This is a genomic window from Mycobacterium sp. 852013-50091_SCH5140682 (assembly GCF_001665685.1).
GTDB lineage: Bacteria > Actinomycetota > Actinomycetes > Mycobacteriales > Mycobacteriaceae > Mycobacterium.
Genome location: NZ_LZTB01000100.1, coordinates 98801 through 120158, shown reverse-complemented (window position 1 = coordinate 120158; position 21358 = coordinate 98801). Strand labels below are relative to the sequence as shown.

General features: G+C 68.0%; 22 protein-coding genes and 1 pseudogene. 5 read left to right on the top strand and 18 right to left on the bottom strand.

The annotated features are described in order from the left end of the window. Positions 1-9: 9 nt before the first annotated feature. The 12 genes from lysS to ftsH all read right to left on the bottom strand — a co-directional run bounded on the left by lysS (position 10) and on the right by ftsH (position 11290). Positions 10-1533 carry a lysine--tRNA ligase gene (gene lysS, locus A5784_RS25365; protein ID WP_064947625.1) on the bottom strand — a complete coding sequence of 508 codons (1524 nt, stop codon included), beginning with the start codon at positions 1531-1533 and terminating at the stop codon, positions 10-12. Positions 1534-1548: 15 nt separating this feature from the next. Then, the gene (locus A5784_RS25360; RefSeq protein WP_064947624.1) at positions 1549-2364 is read right to left on the bottom strand and encodes a type III pantothenate kinase; all 816 of its coding nucleotides are present in this window, start codon (positions 2362-2364) and stop codon (positions 1549-1551) included. Continuing rightward, on the bottom strand, positions 2364-2771 hold the full coding sequence (gene panD, locus A5784_RS25355) for an aspartate 1-decarboxylase (RefSeq protein WP_064947623.1): 408 nt from the start codon (positions 2769-2771) through the stop codon (positions 2364-2366). Before panD ends, A5784_RS25360 begins: the two co-directional genes overlap by 1 nt. After that, positions 2771-3709: a pantoate--beta-alanine ligase gene (gene panC, locus A5784_RS25350; RefSeq protein WP_064947622.1), complete on the bottom strand. Its 939-nt coding sequence runs from the start codon at positions 3707-3709 to the stop codon at positions 2771-2773. Before panC ends, panD begins: the two co-directional genes overlap by 1 nt. Next, a complete protein-coding gene (locus A5784_RS25345) occupies positions 3706-4629 on the bottom strand; it encodes a Rossmann-like and DUF2520 domain-containing protein (protein ID WP_064947621.1) in 924 nt (307 codons plus the stop codon). The genes panC and A5784_RS25345 overlap by 4 nt, the downstream gene beginning before the upstream one ends. Before the next feature lie 81 nt (positions 4630-4710). Next, positions 4711-6048 (bottom strand): DUF6779 domain-containing protein, encoded by a 1338-nt coding sequence (locus A5784_RS25340; RefSeq protein ID WP_064947620.1) that lies wholly within the window; start codon positions 6046-6048, stop codon positions 4711-4713. A 77-nt stretch (positions 6049-6125) separates the two neighbouring features. Continuing rightward, complete coding sequence (locus tag A5784_RS25335) at positions 6126-6602, bottom strand: DUF3180 domain-containing protein (RefSeq protein ID WP_064947619.1); 477 nt, start codon at positions 6600-6602, stop codon at positions 6126-6128. 3 nt (positions 6603-6605) lie between these two features. Continuing rightward, entirely contained in the window at positions 6606-7142 is a 537-nt protein-coding gene (gene folK, locus A5784_RS25330) for a 2-amino-4-hydroxy-6-hydroxymethyldihydropteridine diphosphokinase (protein ID WP_064947618.1), read from the bottom strand. Then, entirely contained in the window at positions 7139-7534 is a 396-nt protein-coding gene (gene folB / locus A5784_RS25325) for a dihydroneopterin aldolase (RefSeq protein WP_064947617.1), read from the bottom strand. The genes folK and folB overlap by 4 nt, the downstream gene beginning before the upstream one ends. Next, positions 7527-8360 (bottom strand): dihydropteroate synthase, encoded by an 834-nt coding sequence (gene folP, locus A5784_RS25320; protein ID WP_064947616.1) that lies wholly within the window; start codon positions 8358-8360, stop codon positions 7527-7529. Before folP ends, folB begins: the two co-directional genes overlap by 8 nt. Next, positions 8357-8971, bottom strand: coding sequence for a GTP cyclohydrolase I FolE (folE, locus tag A5784_RS25315; RefSeq protein ID WP_064947615.1), 615 nt, complete (start codon positions 8969-8971; stop codon positions 8357-8359). The genes folP and folE overlap by 4 nt, the downstream gene beginning before the upstream one ends. A gap of 21 nt (positions 8972-8992) precedes the next feature. Next, a complete protein-coding gene (gene ftsH / locus A5784_RS25310; protein ID WP_064947614.1) occupies positions 8993-11290 on the bottom strand; it encodes an ATP-dependent zinc metalloprotease FtsH in 2298 nt (765 codons plus the stop codon). A gap of 132 nt (positions 11291-11422) precedes the next feature. On the opposite strand from ftsH, the gene A5784_RS25305 reads away from it, so the two are divergent. After that, entirely contained in the window at positions 11423-12343 is a 921-nt protein-coding gene (locus A5784_RS25305; RefSeq protein ID WP_197514868.1) for an alpha/beta fold hydrolase, read from the top strand. 22 nt (positions 12344-12365) lie between these two features. Next, positions 12366-13100, top strand: coding sequence for an SIMPL domain-containing protein (locus A5784_RS25300; protein WP_064947797.1), 735 nt, complete (start codon positions 12366-12368; stop codon positions 13098-13100). Positions 13101-13124: 24 nt separating this feature from the next. On the opposite strand, the gene A5784_RS25295 is transcribed toward A5784_RS25300, so the two are convergent. From A5784_RS25295 to dacB, 5 genes are all read right to left on the bottom strand, one after another. After that, entirely contained in the window at positions 13125-15317 is a 2193-nt protein-coding gene (locus tag A5784_RS25295) for a molybdopterin-dependent oxidoreductase (protein ID WP_064947612.1), read from the bottom strand. A 97-nt stretch (positions 15318-15414) separates the two neighbouring features. Beyond that, positions 15415-16002 (bottom strand): hypoxanthine phosphoribosyltransferase, encoded by a 588-nt coding sequence (gene hpt / locus A5784_RS25290; protein WP_502687543.1) that lies wholly within the window; start codon positions 16000-16002, stop codon positions 15415-15417. 5 nt (positions 16003-16007) lie between these two features. Beyond that, the gene (gene tilS, locus A5784_RS25285) at positions 16008-16967 is read right to left on the bottom strand and encodes a tRNA lysidine(34) synthetase TilS (RefSeq protein ID WP_064947610.1); all 960 of its coding nucleotides are present in this window, start codon (positions 16965-16967) and stop codon (positions 16008-16010) included. Next, a complete protein-coding gene (locus tag A5784_RS25280) occupies positions 16946-18001 on the bottom strand; it encodes an Rv3626c family coenzyme F420 biosynthesis-associated protein (protein ID WP_064947796.1) in 1056 nt (351 codons plus the stop codon). The genes tilS and A5784_RS25280 overlap by 22 nt, the downstream gene beginning before the upstream one ends. Beyond that, positions 17998-19386, bottom strand: coding sequence for a D-alanyl-D-alanine carboxypeptidase/D-alanyl-D-alanine endopeptidase (dacB, locus tag A5784_RS25275; RefSeq protein ID WP_064947609.1), 1389 nt, complete (start codon positions 19384-19386; stop codon positions 17998-18000). Before dacB ends, A5784_RS25280 begins: the two co-directional genes overlap by 4 nt. A 128-nt stretch (positions 19387-19514) precedes the next feature. On the opposite strand from dacB, the gene A5784_RS25270 reads away from it, so the two are divergent. From A5784_RS25270 to A5784_RS39335, 3 genes and pseudogenes are all read left to right on the top strand, one after another. After that, entirely contained in the window at positions 19515-20003 is a 489-nt protein-coding gene (locus A5784_RS25270; RefSeq protein ID WP_064947608.1) for an inorganic diphosphatase, read from the top strand. 80 nt (positions 20004-20083) lie between these two features. Continuing rightward, a complete protein-coding gene (locus tag A5784_RS25265; protein WP_082945063.1) occupies positions 20084-20566 on the top strand; it encodes a 2-oxo-4-hydroxy-4-carboxy-5-ureidoimidazoline decarboxylase in 483 nt (160 codons plus the stop codon). Positions 20567-20609: 43 nt separating this feature from the next. Further along, a pseudogene (locus tag A5784_RS39335) lies at positions 20610-20777 on the top strand (HNH endonuclease signature motif containing protein); the annotation flags it as partial. 97 nt (positions 20778-20874) lie between these two features. Here the strand turns inward: A5784_RS39335 and A5784_RS25260 are convergent. Next, positions 20875-21252 carry a hypothetical protein gene (locus tag A5784_RS25260; protein WP_064947606.1) on the bottom strand — a complete coding sequence of 126 codons (378 nt, stop codon included), beginning with the start codon at positions 21250-21252 and terminating at the stop codon, positions 20875-20877. Positions 21253-21358: the final 106 nt, after the last annotated feature.

Genomic DNA, 21358 nt, shown 5'->3' with positions numbered 1-21358 from the left:
GAAGTTCACTCAGTTGCCGAGACGTCGGACAATCGGGAACAAAACCGTCTCCCGAATTGAAAGCCCCGTCAATGCCATCAACAGCCGGTCGATACCCATTCCGGTACCAGTCGTCGGCGGCATCGCGTACTCCAATGCGGCAAGAAAATCCTCGTCGAGAACCATTGCCTCGTCATCTCCGGCAGCTGCCGCGCGCGCCTGGGCGGCGAAACGTTCGCGTTGGATTACCGGATCGATCAACTCGGAGTAACCGGTCGCGAGTTCGAAGTTACGGATGTACAGATCCCATTTTTCTGTGACTCCGACAATACTTCGGTGCGCGCGCACCAGCGGCGTGGTCTCGACCGGGAAGTCCCGCACGAACGTGGGCGCCCACAACTTGTCGCCAACGGTGTGTTCCCAGAGTTCTTCCACCAATTTCCCGTGTCCATAGCCACGGTCGCGGGGAATCTCGGCACCCAGTTGATCGGCGATCTGCCACAACCGCTCCACCGATGTCTGGGGCGTGATCTCTTCACCGAGCGCTTGCGACAGAGACGGATACATTTCGACGGAATCCCATTCCCCGTCAAGATCGTAGACTGTGCCGTCGGGCAATGGCACTTGTCTGGTACCCAGCGCTTCGTCGGCGACCTCCTGAATAACTTCCCGGGTGACCGTCGCCGAGTCGTTGTAGTCGCCGTAGGCCTGATATGTCTCCAACATCGCGAATTCCGGTGAGTGCGTGGAATCGACGCCTTCGTTGCGAAAGTTCCGATTTAACTCGAAGACCTTCTCAAAACCACCGACTGCACACCGTTTCAGGAACAGTTCCGGCGCGATGCGCAGGTAGAGATCGACGTCGAGCGCATTGGAGTGCGTAATGAACGGACGCGCAGCCGCACCGCCGGCCTGGGTCTGCAGCATCGGCGTCTCGACTTCGAGGAATCCGCGCCGTTCCAGAGCGTTGCGCACCGCACGCACGACCGCGACGCGTTGTCGCGCGATGGTGCGCGCCTCCGGACGCACAATGAGATCGACATAACGCTGCCGGACCCGCATTTCTTCGCTCATTTCTTTATGAGCAACCGGAAGCGGTCGCAGCGCCTTGGCAGCCATCTGCCAGGAATCGGCCAACACCGACAATTCGCCACGTTTGGAGCTGATCACCTCACCATGGACGAAGACGATGTCGCCGAGGTCGACGTCGCTCTTCCAGCTGTCCAGCGATTCCTGGCCCACCTGAGCCAGGCTGATCATCACCTGCAGCTGGGTCCCGTCCCCTTCCTGCAGGGTCGCGAAGCACAGCTTGCCCGAGTTACGGGCGAACACCACCCGGCCAGCGACACCGACCACCTGACCGGTCTGGGTGTCGGCTTCCAGGTCGGGGTAGGCGCTGCGCAGCTCGGCCAGCGTGTGGGTGCGCGGCACCACGACGGGATACGGTTCACGCCCCTCGGCCAGCAACCGTTCCCGCTTGGCCTGACGGATCCGGAACTGCTCGGGGATGTCGGCCTGGGACTCGGACGCTACGTGGCTATCGGCTTGGGTCACGAAATGCCAGCTTAGTCAGCGCGCAGGCTTGAGCCGTCCGCGCTGTGAGTCCCGGTTGCGTTCGAAGATCAGCCGCAGCCCGTCGAGAGTCAGATGCCGGTCGTAGTGCTCGACGGTCCGCAGATCCGGCAGCACCAGCGGAGCGGTGTATCCGGTGGCCACGACGGCGACATTGCTGCCCGAGAATCCGTCGACGTCCGCGCGGATGCGGCTGACGAGACCGTCGACCAGACCGGCGAATCCGAAGACCGCACCGGCCTGCATGCACTCGACGGTGTTCTTGCCGATCACCGAGCGCGGCCGGGTGAGCTCGACGCGACGCAGCGCGGCCGAACGCGCCGCCGCGGCGTCGGACGAGACCTGCACACCGGGCGCGATCGCCCCGCCGAGGAACTCGCCCTTGGCCGATACCACGTCGACGCAGATGGACGAGCCGAAGTCCACGACGATCGCGGCCGTTCCGTATTTGTGATACGCGGCAAGGCAATTCACGATGCGGTCGGCGCCGACCTCTTTGGGGTTGTCCACCAGCAGCGGGATACCCGTGCGCACACCGGGCTCGATCAGCACGTGTGGCATCGCGGGCCAGTACTGCTCGAGCATCAGCCGGACCTCGTGCAGCACCGACGGCACGGTCGACAGGCCTGCCGCCCCGGTCAACTGGTCGGCGTCATCGCCGATCAGGCCGTCGATGGTCAGCGCCAGTTCGTCGGCCGTCACCTCGGACTCGGTACGAATCCGCCACTGCTGCACCACTTTCGCGTGATCTCCCGAACCGGAGATCAACCCGACGATGGTGTGGGTGTTGCGGACGTCTATCGCGAGCAGCATCAGCGAGGTGACATCAGTTCGGAAGCGTCCTGCGGCACATACGCGGGATCGTGCCCGAGGTCGATCTGCCTGTTGTCGGCGTCGACGAAGACGATCCGCGGGCGGTACGCACGCGCCTCGGCGTCTTCCATCACGCCGTACGCGATGAGGATCACCAGATCCCCCGGCTGGATGAGATGCGCTGCGGCACCGTTGATCCCGATCACCCCGGTGCCCCGCTCGCCGGTGATCGCATAGGTCACCAGCCGGGCGCCGTTGTCGATGTCGACGATGGTCACCTGCTCGCCCTCGAGCAGGTCGGCCGCATCCATCAGGTCGGCGTCGATGGTCACCGAACCGACGTAGTGCAGGTCGGCCTGGGTAACCGTGGCCCGGTGGATCTTCGATTTGAGCATCGTGCGTTGCATCAGTTCCTCCAGGGCAGTTCATGGTTGTCGTCGACGCGGGGGTGTCCGTCGATACCCGCGGACGCGCCGATGTCGACGGCGATGTTGTCGAGCAGCCGGGTCCGGCCGAGCCGCGCGGCGACCAACAACCGGGCCTGGCCTTCCTCGGGTGCGGGCCCCAACCGGGGGTCGCGGACCTGCAGGTAATCCACATTGATGGCGGGCACCTCGTCGAGCACGGCCCTGGCGGCATCGATGGCCGCGCTTGCGCCTCCTGCCGCGGCGTACTTGCCTGCCAGCAGCGCCGCCGACAGTGCGGTGGCCTGCTCGCGCTCGTCGGCGTCGAGGTAGCGGTTACGCGATGACAGGGCCAGCCCGTCGGATTCGCGCACGGTGGGTACGCCGACGATCTGCGCGTCGACGTTGAGATCGGTGACCATCTGCCGGATCAACGCCAACTGCTGGTAGTCCTTCTCCCCGAAGTAAGCCTTGTCGGGGTGGACGATGTTCAGCAGCTTCAGCACGACTGTCAGCACACCGGCGAAATGCCCTGGGCGCGAAGCCCCTTCGAGCTCCTCACCGAGCGGGCCGGGATGCACCTCGGTGCGCGGCCCGTCGGGGTAGATCTCGGCGACGGTCGGGGTGAACGCGATGTCGACCCCTTCTGCGCGCAGCGCGGCCAGATCGTCGTCGAGGGTGCGTGGGTAGGCGTCGAGGTCCTCTCCCGCTCCGAACTGCAGCGGATTGACGAAGATCGACACCACCACCACCGATCCCGGCACGCGCTTGGCGGCCTTGACCAGAGTCAGATGCCCTTCGTGCAGCGCACCCATCGTTGGCACCAGCGCCACCCGTCGCCCGCTGCCCCGCAGCGCGCGCGTGACCGCGGAGACATCGGAAGGGTCGCGGTAGACGTTGAGTTCCCCCGCGGTGAACTTCGGTGGGGTGTCCAGGCTCATCGTTGGCTCGTTTCCGCCAGCACCTCGAAGATGTCTCCGGGTGCGTGGGCACGCTGGGCAGTACGCAATGAGTTGGCCCGATATGCCTGGGCCAGTTGAGGATCCAGTTCTTCCAGAGTCTTCAGGTGGGCGGCGACCGCGGCGGCGTCGCCGCGTGCCACCGGCCCGGTCAGCGCGGACTGACCACGCTGCAGGGCATTTTCGAGTGCTGCTCGCGCCAGCGGGGCCACCACCCGTTCGGCCAGGCCGCCGGGTTCGTCGCCGACGAGTTCCTGGCCGAGCAGCTCCTGACCGCGCAGCGAGGCCCGCAGCACGTCCACGGCGTCGAGCACCAGGGTCACCAGATGGTTGCTGGCATGCGCCAGGGCGGCGTGGTACTGCGTCCTGGCGTCTTCACGCACCCGGAACGGCTCGCCGCCGATCTCCAGCACGAGCGACTGGCCGATCGCGTAGCCCACCTCATCGTCGGCGGTGACGCCGAAGCAGGTGTCGGGCAGCCGCGCGATGTCCTCGTCGGAGCCGGTGAAGGTCATCGCGGGGTGGATGGCCAGCGGGATGCAGCCTTGTGCGGTCAGCGGTGCCAGGATGCCGACCCCGTTGGCACCGGAGGTGTGCGCCACGATGGTGCCCGGCCGCACCGCACCTGTGGCGGCCAGCCCGGCCACCAGCGCCGCCAGTTCCGCGTCCGGAACCGTGAGCAACAACAGTTCGGCGCGTCCCGCGACCTCGTGGACGGGCAGGATCGCCGTATCAGGCAGCCTGCGCTGAGCCCGTAGCCGAGAAGGCTCCGAGATGGCGCTGCACGCCACCACGACATGCTCGGCGCGCTCGAGGGCATAGCCGAGTGCAGTCCCGACGCGACCGGCCGAGATGATCCCGACCGAGAGGCGCGCCGGACGCAGTCCGTCGAACTGCTCCATCGCAGACGACCTCACAAGTTGAAGTAGTTGTCATCGTTCCAGTCCCGCGTTGCGGGTACCGGACGGTTGCCACAGACTAGCTCACTCGTCTCGGCGTCTGCGACCGCCACCTTGGGCGGGCGCCGACTGGAAGCGCGCCAGCAACTCGGTCACCGACTGCCCACCGGCGTGCTGACCATTGTCTTCGTCGGATTCCGGCTCCGGTGGCGGCGGGGGCTGCGAGGGTTCGGCGGCCAACACCGGACGGCCGGGATCACCCGCCTCGGACAGGGCGGAGTGACGGCCGCGGGGCGGTTCGGGCGGCTGGGTAGACATCACCGGCTCGGCGGGGCCCTGCTCGGGAGCCCGGCGGCGGCCGACGTACTCGTTGGACGCCCCGTTCGCCGGGACAGGCGGGGCGACCCAGTTGCTGCCCGGCGCCCCGGCGGGTATGAACTGCCCTTCGGCAGGTGCGGGCTGCCACCCGGCCGTGGGCTGCTCGGGAAGCCGGTGCGGCGGGGCGCCGGGCGGGGACCACGGGCTGCTCGGCGGGGGGGGGGGGGGGGGTGGTGGCACGTCGAGGGTCGGAGACGGCTCCATCGGCGGCATGGTCGGCGGCGGCGGTGGCGGCGCCCAGGTCGAGGGCGGCTGTTGTGGGCGCGGCGGCTGTTGTCGTGGCGGCGGCTGCTGCGGCGGCGCCGGACGAGGCGGTTCCTGCTGGGGCGGCCGAGCCTGCTGGTCTTCTTCCATGCGGCGCCTGCGGCGCGGCTGCTCGGGGCCCTGGGTGGAGAGCCGGTGCGCGCCGCCGGCGGCCGCTGCCGCCGCGGCGGCGGCCCAGTCGTTCTCAGACGGCTGCGGTTCGGCCGGGACGTCGATTATGGGGCTTTCCTCGGTCCGGACGCTGCGAATGTCGGTGTCCTCCACGGGAGACACGTCAAGCCTGCTGGCGGTGACGCGGCCCGCGGCCCGCACGGTGCTCTTGTCGGTCTCGATGGCCGGCCGGTGCGACAGGTCGGCGTCGAACAGGATCTCGAGGTTCGCCCGCAGCGCTGCCAACTCGGCGCGCAGCGCGGCGACCTCGTCGGCGGCCTGGGCCCGCAGCTCCGAAGCCAGCTCGCGGCGCAGCTGGCTTTCCACGGTCAGTTCGTATTCACGCCGCGCAGAGATCTCACGATCGAGCTGGAGGTCGTACACCAGTTTCAGATCGCGGGCCTTGGCCTGGTCGAGATCACTCTGGCGGCGGTAGATGACAGAGACGAACGCCGCCACCACGGCGGCCCACAACGCCAGGATGACGGCTAACTTCAGCAACTCCACGCGGTCGGTGAACACCAGCGCCGAACTCGCCAAAATGGCGAGCACCAGCAACACTGTTAAGAGCAGCCAGCCTGGCCTTCGGCCGCCGCGCCGTGGCCGAGCACCGCGGGGCAGAACGGTCATGGGCCGACTGTACCTGTCACAGGTCACCTAGCGTGTCGACCGCGGCGGCGATTCGGCCATCAAGCTTCGGCGCCCGTTCACTCGGGCGCCGTGTCACCGCCGTCCGGAGGTTCTTCCGGGGACTTGCAGCAATGCTGTAACCACAGTGCGGCAACCACCAATGCCAGCGCGCTGCCGACGGCAACCACGACGCCCTTGGTGTCCTCGGCGGCCACCCGCAACTCACCGCGACGCGGCAGCAAGTAGGCCAGAACTCCGATCCACCAGCCCGCCACGATGGCCCCGACCCAAGCGGACGCCTTGGCGATGACCACACCGCGGGCGACCGTGAGGGGATGCAGCCGCCCGCCGCCGACGCCGATCTGCCCGGCGCTGATCTTCGATCGGACATAGAACGCCCAACCGGCTTCGGCTATCGCCGCCGCCAGCAGGGAGAGCCCGGTCCAGACGGTGATCGGCGGAAACCACCGATAGAGCACGACGACCAGCAGATAGCCGGCGACAGCCACGGCGGCGATGGTGCCTGCGAGGTCACGCTTGCGGGTCGGCCCCATCGATCAGTCCTGCGCGGGTTCGGTCCGCAGGGTCAAGGTCAGGTCCGTCGGCCGTACGCCGTCGCGTTCGGCCGAGTCGATGTCTGACAGCAGGCGCTGCACCGGACGGGTTTGTCCTGCGACGGTCAGGGTGGCTTCCGGGTCCACTGAAAGCCACGGGATCAGCACAAACGCCCTCAGGTGCGCCAGCGGGTGCGGCAGCGTCAGGCCGTCGGTACGCGAGCTCAGCTCGACGTCGCCGTCGTAGCAGGCGATCAGGTCGACGTCGAGGGTGCGCGGACCCCACCGCTGACCGCGAACCCGGCCCGCGGCTTGTTCCAGCTCCTGTCCGCGCCGCAGCCAGCCCTGCCCGTCGACAGCCGGGTCATCGGCGATGAGCACCGCGTTGAGGAATGGACCCTGCTCGACGCCGCCCCATGCATCGGTTTCGTATACCGGGGACACGGCCCGCACGGCGGGGCCCAAGCCGTCGAGGACCGATTGCAGCCGCGCCATCCGGTCACCGAGATTGGACCCGATCGATAGCACTATGCGGGTCATGCGCCGGCACCCCTGTTCTGCTCCTCACGTCCGCGGCGCGAGCGCCTGGCCACCACAGCGACGTCGTCGAACGTCAACGGAATCGGCGCGCTGGGCTTGTGCACCACGACCTCGACGGCGTGCAGGCGCTCGTCGGTCATGATGGCGTCGGCGATCTCCGCCGAAACCGTCTCGATCAGATTTCGCGGCGGCCCGGCGACGATGTCCGCCGCGCGCTGAGCCAGCGCACCGTAATCCAGTGTGTCACCGAGGTCGTCGCTGGCCGCCGCGGCCCGCAGGTCGAGCCAGGCCGTGACGTCGACGACGAATTCCTGGCCGTCGCGCCGCTCATGCTCGAACACGCCGTGGTTGCCGCGAACCTTCAAGCCGCGCAACTCAATTCGATCAGTCATCGACCCCTCCCGATTCCCACGCATCGAGCACGCGCAACGCGTCGACCGAAGCGGTCACATCATGCACCCGCACGCCCCAAGCCCCGTGCGCGCCGGCGAGCGCCGAGATCACCGCGGTCGCGGTCTCCCGGCCGTCCGGGGGGCGGGGTTCGCCGTCCTGGCCTGCCAGCAATGCCCCGAGGAAACGCTTGCGCGACGCCCCGACCAGTACCGGGATTCCGGTGCCCACCAGTTCGGGTAGCGCGTGCAAAAGCGCCCAATTGTGTTGGCCCGTCTTGGCGAATCCCAACCCGGGATCGATGATCAGCCGGTCGGCATCGATCCCGGCGGCCACTGCGGCGTCGACCCGGGCGAGCAGTTCGGCCCGCACGTCGGCGACGACGTCGCGGTATTCGGGAACGTGGTGCGGACGGTCGGCCCGCACCGAACGCCAGTGCATGAGCACCCACACACATTTCGCGTCTGCCACCACACCGGCCATGTTGGGGTCGGCCAGTCCCCCGGACACGTCGTTGACGATCGTGGCTCCGCACGCCAGCGCGGTACTCGCCACGTCGGCGTGCATCGTGTCGATGCTGACGGTGATGCCATGCGCGGCAAGCTTTTCGATCACCGGGGCAACTCGTGCGGCCTCGACGCGGGGATCCACCCGGGTGGCGCCGGGGCGGGTGGATTCACCGCCGACATCCACGATGGCCGCGCCTGCGGCGGCCAACGCCAACCCGTGCGCCACCGCCCGGTCGCAATCGATGAATTTTCCGCCGTCGGAGAAGGAATCGTCGGTGACGTTGACGACCCCCATCACCTGCACACGGGTGGACTTCACTTACGGAGGATAAGTTCCAGCGCCTCGGCCCGAGATGCCTTGTCGGTCTTGAACTGTCCGCGTACCGCCGAAGTCGTCGTGATGGCACCCGGCTTGCGGACCCCGCGCATGGCCATGCACAGATGCTCGGCCTCGATGACCACGATCGTCCCGCGCGGTGCGAGCTTGCGCATCAGCGCGTCGGCGATCTGCGCGGTCAGCCGTTCCTGCACCTGCGGGCGTTTGGAGTACAGGTCGACCAGCCGGGCGATCTTCGAAAGGCCGGTCACCCGCCCGTCCTCGCCGGGGATGTAGCCGACGTGAGCCACCCCATGGAACGACACCAGGTGGTGCTCGCACGTCGAGTACATCGGAATCTGTTTGACCAGCACCAGCTCGTCGTGCTGCTCGTCGAAGGTGGTGTTGAGCACCGCGTCCGGATCCGTGTACAGCCCGGCCATCAGCTCCTTGTAGGCCCGCGCCACCCGGGCCGGGGTGTCGACAAGCCCCTGGCGGTCCGGATCCTCACCGATGGCGATGAGCAACTCGCGCACGGCAGCTTCGGCGCGCGGTTGGTCGAACACCCGATGGTTGTTGTTGGTGCTCGGCGACCGCGTCGCGGGCTTCGTCATTCGAAGTCCTCCGTTCTCGGATCAGCGATCCTTGTCCTGGCCTGAATCCTCATTCGAGTTCGGTGGCGCGGGCCGGTCGGGCGCGGCCGCCGACTGACCAGGATGCGGATAGGGCTGATACGGGTACGGCTGGGGCTGTTGCCACCCCGACGGGTGGGGCGGCGGATACCAGTAACCCTGCTGCGGGTGGTACCCCGCAGGTTGCTGCTGGTTCTGCTGCTGTGGCGGCGGCGGCCAGCCCGGAGCATGCCACCCGGCGGGGGCGCCGTAATCAGGCTGGGTGGGGCCATTGGGTGCGCCGTTGCCTGCGACTCCGGCGCCGTTCTGCCGCTCGGCCTCTCGGCTGGCGGCGGCGATGGCGGCCTTGAACGCGGGCTCGGGAACCGGCGGCGGCCAGGGCTCGCCGCGCTCGATCGCGATCTCGCCCGGGGTCTTGATCGGCGGCTTGTCCGACGGCACGCGGCCACCGAAGTCGTCGAACATGGTCAGGCGGGGACGCTTCTTCACGTCACCGAAGATGGCCTCCAGCTCGGCGCGGTGCAGGGTTTCCTTCTCCAGCAGTTCGCCGGCCAGCGTGTCGAGCACGTCGCGGTACTCGGTGAGGATCTCCCACGCCTCGGTGTGCGCGGCCTCGATGAGCTTGCGCACCTCGTCGTCGATGTCGCGGGCGACCTCGTGACCGAAATCGGCCTGCGTACCCATCGTGCGGCCGAGGAACGGATCGCCGTGCTCGGTGCCGTAGCGGACGGCGCCCAGCTTGCTGCTCATGCCGTACTCGGTGACCATCGCGCGGGCGATCTTGGTGGCCTGCTCGATATCGGACACCGCGCCGGTGGTGGGCTCACGGAACACGAGCTCTTCTGCGGCGCGTCCGCCCATGGCGAACACCAGCCGGGCGATCATCTCCGAGCGGGTCATCAAGCCCTTGTCGTCCTCGGGGACGGCGACGGCATGGCCGCCGGTGCGGCCCCGGGCCAGGATGGTGACTTTGTAGATCGGCTCGATGTCGGGCATCGCCCACGCGGCCAGGGTGTGTCCGCCCTCGTGGTAGGCGGTGATCTTCTTTTCCTGCTCGCTGATGATGCGGCCCTTGCGGCGCGGACCACCGACGACGCGGTCGACGGCCTCCTCGAGTGCGGGGCCGGTGATGACGGTGCCGTTCTCGCGCGCGGTGAGCAGCGCGGCCTCGTTGATGACGTTGGCCAGGTCGGCGCCGGACATGCCGACGGTGCGCTTGGCCAATCCGTCCAGGTCCGCGTCGGGCGAGATGGGCTTGCCCGCCGAGTGCACCTTGAGCACGGCGCGACGGCCCGCGAGGTCCGGGTTGGACACCGGGATCTGGCGGTCGAAGCGGCCCGGCCGCAGCAGCGCCGGGTCCAGGATGTCGGGCCGGTTGGTGGCGGCGATGAGGATGACGCCCTGGCGGTCGCCGAAGCCGTCCATCTCGACCAGCAGCTGGTTCAGGGTCTGCTCACGCTCGTCGTGGCCGCCGCCCATACCGGCGCCACGCTGACGCCCGACGGCGTCGATCTCGTCGACGAAGATGATGCACGGGCTGTTGGCCTTGGCCTGATCGAACATGTCGCGCACGCGCGATGCGCCGACGCCGACGAACATCTCGACGAAGTCCGAACCCGAAATCGTGAAGAACGGCACCCCGGCTTCCCCGGCGACCGCACGGGCCAGCAGGGTCTTACCGGTACCGGGCGGGCCGTAGAGCAGCACGCCGCGCGGGATCTTGGCGCCCAGCGCCTGATAGCGGCTGGGGTTCTGCAGGAAGTCCTTGATCTCGTAGAGCTCCTCGACCGCCTCGTCCACGCCTGCGACGTCGGCGAACGTGGTCTTGGGCATGTCCTTGCCCAGCTGCTTGGCTTTGGACTTGCCGAAGCCGAAGCCCATGCGCCCGCCGCCCTGCATGCGGGAGAACATCACGAACAGCCCGACCAGCAGCAGCACCGGCAACATGTAGATCAGCAGCGACCCGAGGAAGCTGCCCTGGTTGACGACGGTGTTGTATTTGACGTTCTTGCCGACCAGCGCGTCGACCACGTGCACCGCGTATCCCGTCGGGAACTTGGTGATGATCTTGTTGCTGTTCTCGGTGTCGCCGTTGCTGTTCTTCAGGTCCAGCCGCAACTGTTGCTCGCGGTCGTCGATCTGCGCGCTGTTGACGTTGTCAGCGTTGATCTGGGCCATCGCCACCGAGGTGTCGATGGGCTTGTAACCGCGGGTGTCGTCGCTGAAATAGAGAAACGACCAGCCCAGCAGCAGCACGACCGCGATCGCGGTCAGCGTGCGGATCACATTTTTCCGGTTCATCAAAATCGGCCGAGTTCGGCCCGGTCCTTCCAACGTGCACAGTTGAGAGCTTTCAGGCTACCGCTAGACCAACGTCGGGCAGTTCCCGACGGTGGTCTAGCCCTCGGCCGCCGGCCATGCTTGGGTGAGGTCGTGCCCATCCCGACCGAACGGTCAGTCGATACCAACGGCGTGACATTGCGGGTGACCGAGGCGGGTGAGCCCGGCAATCCCGTCGTCGTGCTCGCCCACGGCTTCCCCGAACTCGCCTACTCGTGGCGACATCAGATCCCGGTCCTGGCAGCGGCCGGCTACCACGTGCTCGCGCCCGATCAGCGCGGTTACGGCGGCTCGTCGCGGCCGCCCGCGATCGAGGATTACGACATCGTCGCGCTCACCTCCGACATCGCCGGGCTGCTCGACGCCGTCGGAGCCGACCGCGCCGTGCTCGTCGGCCACGACTGGGGCTCGCCGGTGATGACGAACTTCGCGCTCTTCCATCCCGAGCGCGTCCGCGCCGTCGTCGCGATGAGCGTGCCTCCCGTGCCCCGGGCATCGGCCCCGCCGACGCAGATCTGGCGCAAGATGGTCGGCGACAATTTCTTCTACATCCTGTACTTCCAGGAACCCGGCGTCGCCGACGCCGAACTTGCCGTCGATCCCCGGGAATCGATGCGCCGGCTGATCACGCTCGAGGGCATCAGCGCTCCCCCGGACACGCTGCGCAACCGGCCCCTGCCACCGCTGCCGGACTGGGTCACCGCCGACGAATTCGAGCACTACATCGAGGCTTTCACCGAGACGGGGTTCACCGGACCGCTGAACTGGTACCGCAACTTCGACCGCAACTGGGAGCTGACCGAGAACACGCCTGCCCCGACCATCACGGCGCCGACGCTGTTCGTGGCGGGCACCGCCGACCCGGTACTCGGTTTCACCCCGCGTGACCGGGTGCGTGACGTGGTCAGCGGGGATTACCGCGAAGTGCTGATCGAGGGCGCCGGGCACTGGTTGCAGCAGGAGCGGCCCGACGAGATCAACGCGGTGCTGCTGGAGTTCCTCAGTGGGCTGTGACATGCCGGTAGGGTCCGGTGGCATGGCGATCGCCGCGAATGCGAAGTTGCGAACCCGTGCTCTCGTCGCCGTGCTGGCGGCTCTGCTGATCGCCGGGGTGTCGGCATGCGACGCCAAGTCCGGCCCCGACGCCCGCAGCGGCTCACCCGACACCCGGCAGGTCACCGTCATCGGCTCCGGCAAGGTGCAGGGCACGCCCGACACGCTGACCGCCAACGTGGCGATGGAGTCGGTCTCGGGGGACGTCACCGCCGCGCTCAGCCAGTCGAGCCAGCGCCAGCAGGCCGTGATCGACGCGCTGGTGGGCAACAAGGTGGATCGCAAGGACATCAGCACCACGCACGTCAGCGTGCAACCGCAGACCAATGCCGACGGCACGACGATCGCGTACCGGGCCAGCAACGCCATCGACGTCAAGATCCGCGACATCACCGCGGCGTCACAGCTGCTGGCGCTCATCGCGAACACGGGCGGGGACGCCACGCGCATCAACTCGGTGAGCTACTCGATCGAGGACGACTCTCAGCTGGTCAAAGATGCTCGCGCGCAAGCGTTCAACGATGCCAAGAGCCGCGCGGAGCAGTATGCCCAGCTCTCTGGGCTCGACTTGGGCAAGGTCATCTCGATCTCCGAGCAGTCCGGTCCCACGCCGCCGACGCCCGCCCCGATGCCCCGCATGTCCATGGACTCGGTGCCGTTGGAGCCGGGCCAGCAGACCGTCAACTTCGCGGTGACAGTCGTCTGGGAACTGACCTGAGCTAGCCTGAGCTGGATTGCCGGCTCAGCCGGCGACGGGCGCGATGTCGACGGGGATCCCGTTGAGCACCGCGGTGCCAGAGAGCGGGTCCAGCTGCGTGCCGTCGTTGAGCTGGTTGACGTTGACACCGCGCTCCGGGCTCCAACCGTGCGGCAGGGAGACCACACCGCGGCGCATGCCGTCGGTCACCTCGACAGGGGCCAGCAGCTCACCGCCAGGGCCCTTGACGACGGCGATGTCGGTGAGACCCAGCTCGGCCGCGTCGTCGGGGTGGATCTGTAGCGTGCACCGGTTGGAACCACCGGAGAGTGCGGGCAGGTTGTGCATCCAGCTGTTGTTGGACCGCAGATGCCGCCGCCCGATCAGCAGGAAACCGCCTGCCGTGCGGTGCAGCGCGTCACGCAGCCGCGCCACGTCGGCAACGATGGGCTCCGGCGCGAGTTCGATTCGGCCGCTTGGGGTTCGCAGCACCTCGGGTATCCGCGGGCGCAGCGGGCCGAGGTCGATGCCGTGCGGATGGGCCTTGAGCCGTTCGAGCGTGAGCCCGTCGGGCTTGGCGCCGAACGCGTCGCCATAGGGCCCGAGCCGCAGCATCATGTCCAGGCGGCGTTCGTAGCCCGGGCCCGGATACAGCATCGCGGTGAGCTCGTCGACATCGCGTCCCGCCACCGGCGAATCGGGGTCGGCGGTCTCCTTCGCCAGCGTCGTCGCGATCACCTGCGCGTCGACCAGAGCTGGATCTGATTGTGCCCCAAGGCCATACAGGATGAGCGCGAGCCGGGACAGGATCTCGGGCTCGGCGGGCCGCCCGTCGAGCGGCAGCGCAGGCGACGAGTAGCGCACGTTGTTGCGCACAGCGAGGTTGTTGAGTGCGACGTCGAAGTGGGCGCTCTGCGCCGGGGGTGGCGGCGGCAGGATGACGTCGGCGTGCCGCGTGGTCTCGTTGAGGTAGGGGTCGACGGCAAGCATGAATTCGACACTGTCCAAGGCCTTTTCGAGCCGCTCGCCGTCGGGTGCGGAGAGCACGGGGTTTCCGGCCACCGTGATCATCGCTTTGATCTGGCCTTCGCCCGCGGTGTCGATCTCCTCGGCGAGCGCGGCGGCGGGCAGCTCGGAGAGTGCCTCGGGGTAGCCGGACACGCGGCTGGCCCAGCGCCCGGTCTTGAACCCGCGGCCCGGTTTCGGCGGGCGCGGGGCGGGAGCCGTCGCACCGAGCGGGAACATCGCGCCGCCCGGACGGTCGAGGTTGCCGGTGAGGACGTTGATGACGTCGACGAGCCAGCTGCCGATCGTGCCGAACTCGACTGTCGACGTGCCGATCCGGCCGTAGACGGCCGCGGTCGGGGCCGCCGCGAGTTCGCGGGCCAGCGTGCGGATATCCGCGGCGGGCACCCCGCAAGCCTGCTCGACGGCCTCGGGGGAGAATTCGTCGGCCAGCGCACGCACCTGTTCGACCCCGGTCACGTGCTCGGCGACGTCGCCGAGGTCGACAAGGTCTTCGTCGAAGAGCACGTGCACGATCGCGAACAGCAGCGCGGCGTCGGTGCCGGGCCGCGGCGCGAGGTGACGGTCGGCGAGTTCGGCCGTGCGGGTGCGGGCCGGGTCGATGACGACGAGCGTGCCGCCGCGGTTGCGCAACGCCCGCAGCTTGCCGGGGAAGTCGGCGGCGGTGGCCAGGCTGCCGTTGGACACCAGCGGGTTCGCGCCGATGATGACGAGATAGTCGGTGCGGTCGAGATCCGGCACGGTGAACGCGACCGGGCTGCCGAACATCAAGCCCAGCGAGACGTGCTTGGGCATCTGGTCGAGCGTGCTGGCGCTGAACACCTGCCGGGTGCCCAGGCCGCGGATGATCAGTGGCGCGTAAAGGCTGCCCGCGATGGTGTGGGCATTCGGGTTGCCGAGGTACACGCCGACGGACGATCCGCCATGCCGGCCGATCACCGCGCCGAGCCGCTCGGCGACGACGGCGTACGCCTCGTCCCAGGTGGTCTCGGTCAGCACGCCGTCGCGGCGTACCAGCGGGCGCGTCAGCCGGTCGGGATCGTTGTCCAGCTGCCCGAAGCTCGCGCCCTTCGGGCAGATGAACCCGGCACTGAACACGTCGTCGCGGTCACCGCGGGCGCCGGTCACCCGGCCGTCGGAAATGGTGAGGGTCAGGCCACAGGTGGCCTCGCAGAAGGGGCAGATCCGCAGGGCGGTGCTCGTGTCGGCCATGCGTGCGATTCTGCGCCGCTGGATGCCCTTTGGTAAGCCTCCGGCGCCGTGCCGTTTTATAAGCCTCCGGCTTAGTGCCGTTTGGTAGGCCTCCCGCTTAGGGCTGCTCGTAGACCTTCGGTTCGAGGGTGCCGATGTAGGGCAGGTCCCGGTAGCGCTCGGCGAAGTCCAGGCCGTACCCGACGACGAACTCGTTGGGGATGTCGAAGCCCACATACGCGACATCGAGCTCGGTCTTGACGGCTTCGGGCTTGCGCAGCAGCGTGCAGACCCGCAGTGAGCGCGGATGGCGGGTGGCCAGGTTGCGCAGCAGCCACGACAGCGTGAGCCCGGAGTCGATGATGTCCTCGACGATCAGCACGTCACGGTCGTTGATGTCGCGGTCGAGGTCCTTGAGGATGCGCACCACACCCGACGACGAGGTCGACGAGCCGTAGGAGCTGACTGCCATGAACTCCAGCTGGGTGGGCAGCGGGATGGAACGCGCCAGATCGGTGACGAACATGACCGCACCCTTGAGCACGGTCACCAGCAGCAGGTCGTCGCTGCCGAGGTTGTCGCGATACTCCTCGGCAATCATCTCGGCCAGTTCGGCAGTGCGGGTCCGGATCTGCTCCTCGGACAACAGCACCGATTTGATGTCTCCTGCATACGGTTCGGCAGAGTCGACGGCCACGGGGAACAGCCTAGCTACACGGGTTCGATGTGGAGCCTCAGCACCCCGCCGTGGCGGCCGGCGATCAACCTTTGACGGCGCAAGGCCGAGCCCACAGCCACGCCACCCTGCCCTCGCCACGCGGTGACCAACCGGTTCGCCGCGCGGATCTGGGTGTCGGTGAGCCCGCTGGCCCCGCCCGACATCAGCCAGCCGCGGATGACGCGGCGGCGCAGCGCGTCGGGCAGCGCGGCCAGGCGGGCGGTGTCCAGGCCGCCGTCACCGGTGGCCGCGTCGTCGAGGGCGTGCCGGGCCAGCTCGTCGAGCGCATCGGAGTCTTCGCGCAACGCCCTGGCCGTGCGGCCGAGCGCCTCGGCCACCCCACCGCCCAGCACGTCCTCGAGCACCGGCATGACCTCGTGACGCAACCGCGACCGCGTGAACCGCGCATCGCTGTTGTGCGGGTCGTGCCACGGCGTGAGTCCGAGTTCGTCGCACGCCGCGTGGGTCAGCGCGCGACGAACCTCCAACAGCGGCCGATGCCACGGCGGGTCGTGTGGCCGCATCCCGGCGATCGACCGTGGTCCCGAACCTCGGCCCAGCCCCAGCAGCACCGTCTCGGCTTGATCGTCGAGAGTGTGGCCGAGCAGCACCGGCGCACCGGCGCGAGCTGTGTCGAGGGCGGCGTAGCGCGCCGTCCGCGCTGCCGCCTCGGGCCCACCCGCGGTACCCACCTGAACCGAAAACACCTGTGCGGCAACACAACCCGCTCGCAGCGCCTGCTCTCGCGCCGCCTCGGCCACCTCCCCCGAGCCTGCCTGCAGGCCGTGGTCCACGATCAGCGCAGTGGTGGGCCGCTGCGTCGCGGCAATCGCGGTGAGCGCCAACGAGTCCGGACCACCGGAGAGGGCCACACACCAGTGGTCGCCGTCGATGTGCGCACCGGCCGCTGCCACCGCACGCCGCAGCGTAGCTAGAGCACCCGATCGATCCATCGCTGCGGTTCGTCGATTTCTGTTGGCAGCGGCAGGGTTTCGGCGCTGGACCAGACGGTGTTGAACCGGGCCATACCGACCGCGGACACCACATGGTCGACGAAGGCCTTGCCGCGGGTGTACTGGCTGAGCTTGGCGTCGAAGCCGAGCAGCGCCCGCACGAGCCGCTGCACGGGCGGCTGCTTGCGTTGCCTGCGCTCATCGAAGCGGCGCCGGATGATGTTGACCGACGGCACCACCGCCGGGCCGACGGCGTCCATGACGTGATCGGCGTGGCCCTCCAGCAGGGTGCCCAGCACCAGCAGCTGATCGAGCGCCTTGCGCTGCGGCTCGGCCTGCACGGCCCGCACCAGGCCGAGCACACCCGTCGAACCCGGTTCGGGCGCAGCGCCGTTGCGTTGATTCCGGACATAGGTGGCCAGCCGCCCCGCCACTGCGGCGACATCGTCGCCGGCATCCTGGGTCAGCACGGCCAGCGCGTCGGACATGTGCGTGGTCAGCCACGGGTTGGCGCGGAACTGCACGCGGTGCGTGACCTCGTGCAGGCACACCCACAGCCGGAAATCCGCTGGGGTGACGCGTAATTCGCGTTCCACCGCGATCACGTTGGGATACACCAGCAGTAGCTCGCCACCATCGGGCGCGAACGGGTCGTACTGGCCGAGAATGCCCGACGAGATGAACGCCAGCACCGCACCGGTCTGCGCGCCGGTGACGCGCCCGGTGATGAACCCGGGCTTGTGTTCCGGGTCGTCGGCCCCGCCCGTCATCACCCGCATCGACCGGGTGGCCGCGCGGATCCAGTCAGGACGGTCGACGACGCGGGCCTCGGGAACCTCCGCGCCCTCATTGAGCCCGGTCACCTCGCGCACCGGCATCTCGGCGGAACGAGCGCTCTCGTAGAGCTGGTCGATCGCGATCTTGCGCGTGTAATCGGTGAACGCCGGGGCCGGGCGGGCCAGCTTGGCGCCGACCGTCGCGGCGAACTCCCAGTCGACGGCGCGGCCCGCGGTCAGCGCGGAGGGGCGGCTCATGCGCCGCACCCGCAGGAGCGCAGCACGGCCGCCACGGCGTCGATGGCGATGCGGCCGGTCGCTCCGGCGTTGTTGGACAGCAATGCGAACGTCAGCACCCGACCGCTGGCGTCGGTGACGATCCCGGCCAGCGCGTTGGTGCCGGTGAGTGAGCCGGTCTTGGCGCGAAGCCATCCGGCTGCCGCCCGCCCGGATTCGGTGTCGAGGTAACGGTTGGACAGCGTGCCGCTGCCACCGGCCACCGGGAGCAGGTCGACCAGTGGCCGCAGCTTGGGTTCGGTGGTGCCCGAGGCTGCGGTGACCACGCCGTCGAGTGTCCTCGCAGTCAGCCGGTCGAACACCGACAGTCCGCTGGAGTCGACGAGCTTGGCGCCGCTGGTGTCGATACCGACGCTCTGCAGCTGCCCGAGCACAGATTGGACGCCGCCGTCGAAGCTCTGCGAGTGATTCAGCTGATCGGCGACCTCGCGCGCGATGGATTCGGCCATCACGTTGTCCGACTCGTTCATCATCTGGCGCAGCCGCTCGATCAGCGGGGCCGACTGCACCTGCGCGATCTGCCTGCCGCCGAACTGCGCCAGCCGGGTGGCCGACACCGTCACCGTCGAGGGATCGACCCTCAGTGCGACGGCCAGGGCCTTGCCTGCCTCCAGAGCCGGGGTGGTGGTGCGTCGGGAATCGACGGTGGCCGGTTGGATGCGGCCGCAGTCGAGCATCACGGGTTCCATCGGCGCGATGTCACCGCCACCGATGTCGGCGGGATCCCAGCCCGGAGCCATCGTCGGCCCCGTGTAGGCGCTGGTGTCGACCGCGACCGCGGTGACCCGCACCCCGCTCTGCCGGATCTGATCCGCCAAATCGCTGATCCGGGCGGCGCCCTTGTACCAGGTATCGGTACCGGCCGGGGCGTCTGAAAGCGTGGTGTCGCCGCCGCCTTTGAGCACCACCAGCCCGGGCTGTTGATCGGAGGCCACGACGGTGGTGGTCAGCCGAGCCCCCCGGTCCAGCGTGAGAAGCGCCGCCGCGGTGGTGAGCACCTTGTTGACCGACGCCGGCTGCATCGGGGTGTCAGCGTCCTGCTCCCACAGCTGGGCGCCCGTGGCGGCGTCGGTCACCCGGCCGGTGATCTCGCCGAGGTCGGGGTTGGCCAGGGCGGGCGCCAGCGCGGCGGCCAGGCCACCGACGGTGGGGCTCGGCGCCGACATGTCGACCGGCGTGATCTCCGGACTGGCCGTCGCGGCCGGTGGTGCGGGTTTGGCTGCGGCAGCGTCGCTGGATTGGCGCCCCGTCAGAATGGCAGCAACGGCGACCACGGCGGCAACCAGCGCCAGAACCACGACGCCCACCGCCACGTGGGTGGAACGCCGCCACCGAGTGGGCCGCATAGTTCTCCTGCTCATTCATCGACGGGGACCAGGCACCCCGCTGCGCCAGCCTATCGCTGGATTAGGGTTGACCCGCGTCGTCGCCCGACGACCCATGACTTATCCGCAGATGCGAAGGAGCCACGACGGTGGAGTTCGACGTCGTCATCGAGATCCCGAAGGGTTCACGCAACAAGTACGAGGTTGACCACGAGACGGGCCGGGTCAAGCTCGACCGCTACCTCTTCACGCCGATGGCCTACCCCGCCGACTACGGCTTCTTCGAGAACACTCTCGGTGAGGACGGCGACCCGCTGGACGCGCTGGTGCTGCTGACCGAATCGGTGTTCCCGGGCTGCATCGTCGAAGCGCGACCGGTCGCGATGTTCAAGATGACCGACGAGGCAGGCGGCGACGACAAGCTGCTGTGTGTCCCGGCCGGCGACCCGCGCTGGGATCACATCCAGGACGTCGGCGACGTGTCGCAGTTCGAACTCGACGCCATCAAGCACTTCTTCGTGCACTACAAGGACCTGGAGCCGGGCAAGTTCGTCAAGGCCGCCGACTGGGCCGGCCGCGAAGAGGCCGAGGCCGAGTTGAAGCGATCGGTCGAGCGGTTCAAGGCCGAGGGACACTAGTCCCCACAAACCAGCACTGATTTAGCGTCCCCGTAACACGGGGTAATACCCCCGTACTCTGCGCATTCGATGATGGTCGTGTGTTGATGCATCAGGGCATGGGGCTTGACGCGTACAACGCATTGCCGATGCGGCGCGCGGTGCACGCGGCCTACGAATGCTGTTACAGCGTGCTGGTGTCCGCCGACCTGGCCCGGTCGCGTCCGTACGCCGACCACGAGAGCCTGTTCCAGAAGGCTGACGAACTGCTGTTCAGCCTGGGCGAGGATTCCATCGACGCTGTGCTGCAGGCCTACCCGCTGATCGGGTGCCGCTGGCCCGACCTGCCCGACGTGACGGCGCAGTTCGACGACGCCTTGGTCCGCTATCGCGACCGGTTCGGTTTCGGGTTCGTCATGTGCACGCCCAACTGCGATCCGACCGAGGTGCTCGACTGCATCACCTACCGCCTTCACAACGACACCGAGACCGAACGCAAGGTGGTCCGCAACGAACTGGCCCGGATCAACCGGGCCCGGCTGGAACGGATGCTGGGCCCTGAGGGCGGGTTCTACAACTGGTAGCTGAGCCGGCGGGACTTGTCGGGCCCTGTGATGTATCAGGACAGCTCTCGAACGCTGGGTCCGTTTCCGTGACCTGACCTGCCGGTTCCCGGGCTGCGGCCGTTCTGCCGAGATCTGCGACATCGACCACACCGTGCCGTTCGATCATGCCGATCCGGCATCGGGTGGGCTGACCGTCGCGTCCAACCTGAAATGCCTGTGCCGACAACATTAGCGACTGGGTGAGAGACTATTGAGCTGCCTGCCCGCCTGGCGGCCAAATGTTGAGGGCCATGGCATCCCACACGCGAGTGAAGCATGCAGCGCACCTAGTCGCCGGAAAGTTCGTGATTGATCTCGCTCAGCAGATCGAACATCCGTGAATCCTCCTTGGCAGCGGCGTCTCTGCGTGATTTCCCAACCTGAACTGCGTAATTGATCTGTTCGGTCAGATCTGAAATCGCTTCCCGCACTTCCTCTAACGTGGTCTGAGACATGATCAGCAAGGACTCATCGTTTTCAGCGGGGATGAATGTGTCGCTGTGAAAGAACTTTAAGGCATGAAGCTCGAACGGGTCCAGCGGGCGCGACAGCTTAAGCAGCACCGGATAGCGCACGGGGTGCTCATTGTGGACCTCTCGCCATTTGCTCATGGACTGCGGTGTGAGGTCCAGTCGGATGATCTTCACCTGTTCGTCTTCGGACATCAGGTGCTCTCCTAAATGCGTCTGAGGATCAGAAGGGCCACCGTAGACCTGTCCCGCGACGGACTGTTGGTGATTCCTTCGGCGCGTCGCGCCTCAGACGGCACGA